Annotated in this window: 2 protein-coding genes, 1 tRNA gene and 1 pseudogene; 2 read left to right on the plus strand and 2 right to left on the minus strand. The window is 33.5% G+C overall.

Annotation, left to right across the window (positions count from 1 at the left end):
• The first annotated feature begins 51 nt into the window (after positions 1–51).
• Positions 52–321, plus strand: coding sequence for a hypothetical protein (locus tag GNY06_RS14065; protein ID WP_244614357.1), 270 nt, complete (start codon positions 52–54; stop codon positions 319–321).
• Positions 322–587: 266 nt separating this feature from the next.
• Here GNY06_RS14065 and fabV read toward each other — a convergent pair whose 3' ends face one another.
• The gene (gene fabV, locus GNY06_RS04000; RefSeq protein ID WP_166518904.1) at positions 588–1790 is read right to left on the minus strand and encodes an enoyl-ACP reductase FabV; all 1203 of its coding nucleotides are present in this window, start codon (positions 1788–1790) and stop codon (positions 588–590) included.
• 299 nt (positions 1791–2089) lie between these two features.
• On the opposite strand from fabV, the gene GNY06_RS04005 reads away from it, so the two are divergent.
• Positions 2090–2161 (plus strand) — tRNA-Arg (locus GNY06_RS04005).
• A 650-nt stretch (positions 2162–2811) separates the two neighbouring features.
• On the opposite strand, the pseudogene GNY06_RS04010 reads toward GNY06_RS04005, so the two are convergent.
• Positions 2812–3021: pseudogene (locus GNY06_RS04010) on the minus strand (IS982 family transposase); the annotation flags it as partial.

Here is a 3021-nt window from a genome sequence, read left to right on the forward strand (position 1 = left end):
ATCTGAATCACCCCCCGGTTCCCTACAAAAACCATAATAGGCAGCTTTTTAATGGAAGAAGTTTCAAGTAAGTTTTCTACTTTTTTAGGATCAATTTTACGGGCAAATCCTGAGGGCGCAAAACGTATTCATCGTAAAAGAGGGTATATACTCTCTGGGGTTACTAAATTTATGGTGATTAAAATCATTTATCCCTTTAAAAAACAACCCTCAATTGGCATGCCGGTTTTCGACTGTTTTAAATATAGAGATTCTATAATAAAAAACTTCTTCCTAAAAGTCTCCAGAATTATTGCTACCTGGCTTAATGCTGCTGATTAGATTGATATCCTTTTAAAATAAATTTGTTTTTTAAGAAGGATTAACAATAAAACACTCCTACCCCTACTTTAAGACTGTATGCAATATAATCGTATTGTGTTCAACTAGAATAAGGGTTTTATACGCCTAGTTTTATTTTAAAATTTATAAGTAAAAGAAGTTTTCTGATTCTATGTTTTTATGTGTTTTAATAAGAATGTTTTTTGAAATCTACACTTGGATCAACAAAAAACGACCTTAAAAGGTCGTTTTTTGTTACTTTTATTTTAATCGGTTATACTAGGAATAGAAACCACTTCATTGGTTTCCTTTGTGTAATCTACACCCTCGACTTCAAAACCAAATAATTGGAAGAAATCTCGGCGATAACCTCCTATGTCACTCACTTGTCCGAGATTATCTGTAGAGATTGAATCCCATATTTTTGCGACTTCTTGCTGTACATCTTCCCGCATCTCCCAATCGTCTATACGAATTCGTCCTTTTGAATCTAATAAAACCTGACCACTCTCAGCATAAAGCCTATCGGCGAAAAGTCGCTGCATCTGCTCTATGGTGCCTTCATGAATGCCTTTTTCCTTCATTACTTTATACAAAATGGAGATATACAATGGTACAACAGGAATTGCTGAACTAGATTGTGTTACCAAAGCTTTATTAACTGATACATAAGAACTTCCTCCTAAATCTTCTAATAGCTTATTGAGAATAGGTACGGTAGCTTCTAAATCATTTTTAGCCTGACCGATCGTCCCATTTCTGTAGATTGGAAAAGTTAATTCGGGACCAATATAAGAATAGGCTACTGTCTTAACACCTTCTGCCAATACACCCGCATTTTTTAAATCCTCTATCCAGAACTTCCAGTCCTCTCCTCCCATCACCGCTATGGTATTCTGAATTTCTTCCTCTTTTTCTACAGGCTGAATACTGATATCAGATACTACCCCTGTATGGAAATCTACGGTTTTATTGGTAAAAGCATCCTCTATAGGTTTAAGTACCGAAGCATAAGCTATCCCTGTTTTAGGGTGGGTGCGCCGGGGAGAAGCTAAGCTATAAACCACCAAATCTACCTGACCTAAATCTCTTTTAATGAGGTCTATAGTCTGTTGCTTTACCTCATCAGAAAAAGCATCTCCATTAATACTCTTGGCATACATACCAGCCTTATGTGCTTCTGTTTCAAAAGCAGCGGTATTATACCAGCCTGCAGTTGCCAGCTTACCTTCGGATGGGGCCTTTTCGAAGAATACACCAATCGTTGCCGCTCCCGATCCAAAAGCCGCAGAAATTCTTGAAGACAATCCAAACCCAGTAGATGCACCGATTACCAATACTTTCTGAGGTCCTTTTTTAATCTCAGTTTTAGACTTTACATAATCAATTTGATTTTTAACATTTTGCAATGCTCCCTGAGGATGGGCTGTAAGACAAATAAAACCTCTAACTCTCGGTTGTATGATCATAATTGCTAAATTTCTATATTTTCAGAATGCAAAATACGGAATTTTCAGGCATATCTTAGTAGTATAAAGCTAATTTTATATTCAAAAAAACAAAAAATATAGACCTCCGCTATTTTTAGTAAGCGAGCACTACCAACGTTAATTTCCACCTAGATTAAAGCCTTGTAAATCAAGTTTTTATAAATATATTTTTATCTTTTTAATCCCTGTAAATATTATACGTTCGTAAGGTTAATACACATTAAAACCATTATTTTTCTTAATTTATAACAAAAGTTTTATATTTGCAAAAATTTTCGGGCCCCGTAGTTCAACGGATAGAATAGAAGTTTCCTAAACTTTAGATCCAAGTTCGATTCTTGGCGGGGCTACAAATTACCTTAATAATCAATTACATTAACAAAGCACACTTTAGTTTTGATTTTAAGTGTACCCAACTTAAAAGTAAAAAAACTTTCAATTGAAAGACTTGTATGCTTATCGTTTATTTACAATTGAATCTTACAGCTTCACCTATTAACAAACCCTTTGTTGCACTTAAATTATTTTCATAGAGGAACATTGTCTGGAAGATACGAATATTTTTTAATGGTAAATTAACCTGTTTGCTTATTAAAGCAATGATATAATCTATATATCTGCAGGCAAACCTAGGAATGAAATAGGGTCAAAATAATCCCACTACTTTATACCTTAACCCCCGATATTTATCTATGAGGCGTCACCTTTGAAATAAATTGAGTTCAGATTTTAGCTCACTTCTCTCTATTGAATGTCCCTGAAATATATGCAAATCTGTTGTTTTTTTTACCCTTTAGAAATAATTTTGTTTAAAAGTTCTTGATACTGATCATTCATGAGTTATTTTCTTTTGAAATAATATTAAAACCCTGCGATTGAAAGATATATGGAAGTTCTCTTCATCATTCAGGCTTCCGTTCAATCCCATTTACTAGGACATTAAAAGATGTATATAAAGTATTTTCAAGATAAAAAGTGATTTTTTTAACCCGTGGTTCATTTAAGCAATACGAGTTTTTAAGTTGTTAATATTTCTATTGTTTATTTTATTAATGCATTGTATAACAGTCATTGCCATTATCTTAGATAATATTCTGTTCTTAAAGACATCAAAGGATTTCGCATAGTTTCTTCTAATCATAAACTGATCACATAATTGCGAAAATAAGGTTTCGATGGGCTTTCGGGATTTTCTAAAAATATAAGGCTG

The sequence above is a fragment of the Elizabethkingia argenteiflava genome, assembly GCF_009904105.1.
Taxonomy (GTDB): domain Bacteria; phylum Bacteroidota; class Bacteroidia; order Flavobacteriales; family Weeksellaceae; genus Elizabethkingia; species Elizabethkingia argenteiflava.

Coding starts and splice junctions, on each gene's coding strand:
- GNY06_RS14065 (WP_244614357.1), top strand. CDS start 52: ATGGAAGAAGTTTCAAGTAAGTTTTCTACTTTTTTAGGATCAATTTTA.
- fabV (WP_166518904.1), bottom strand. CDS start 1,790: ATGATCATACAACCGAGAGTTAGAGGTTTTATTTGTCTTACAGCCCAT.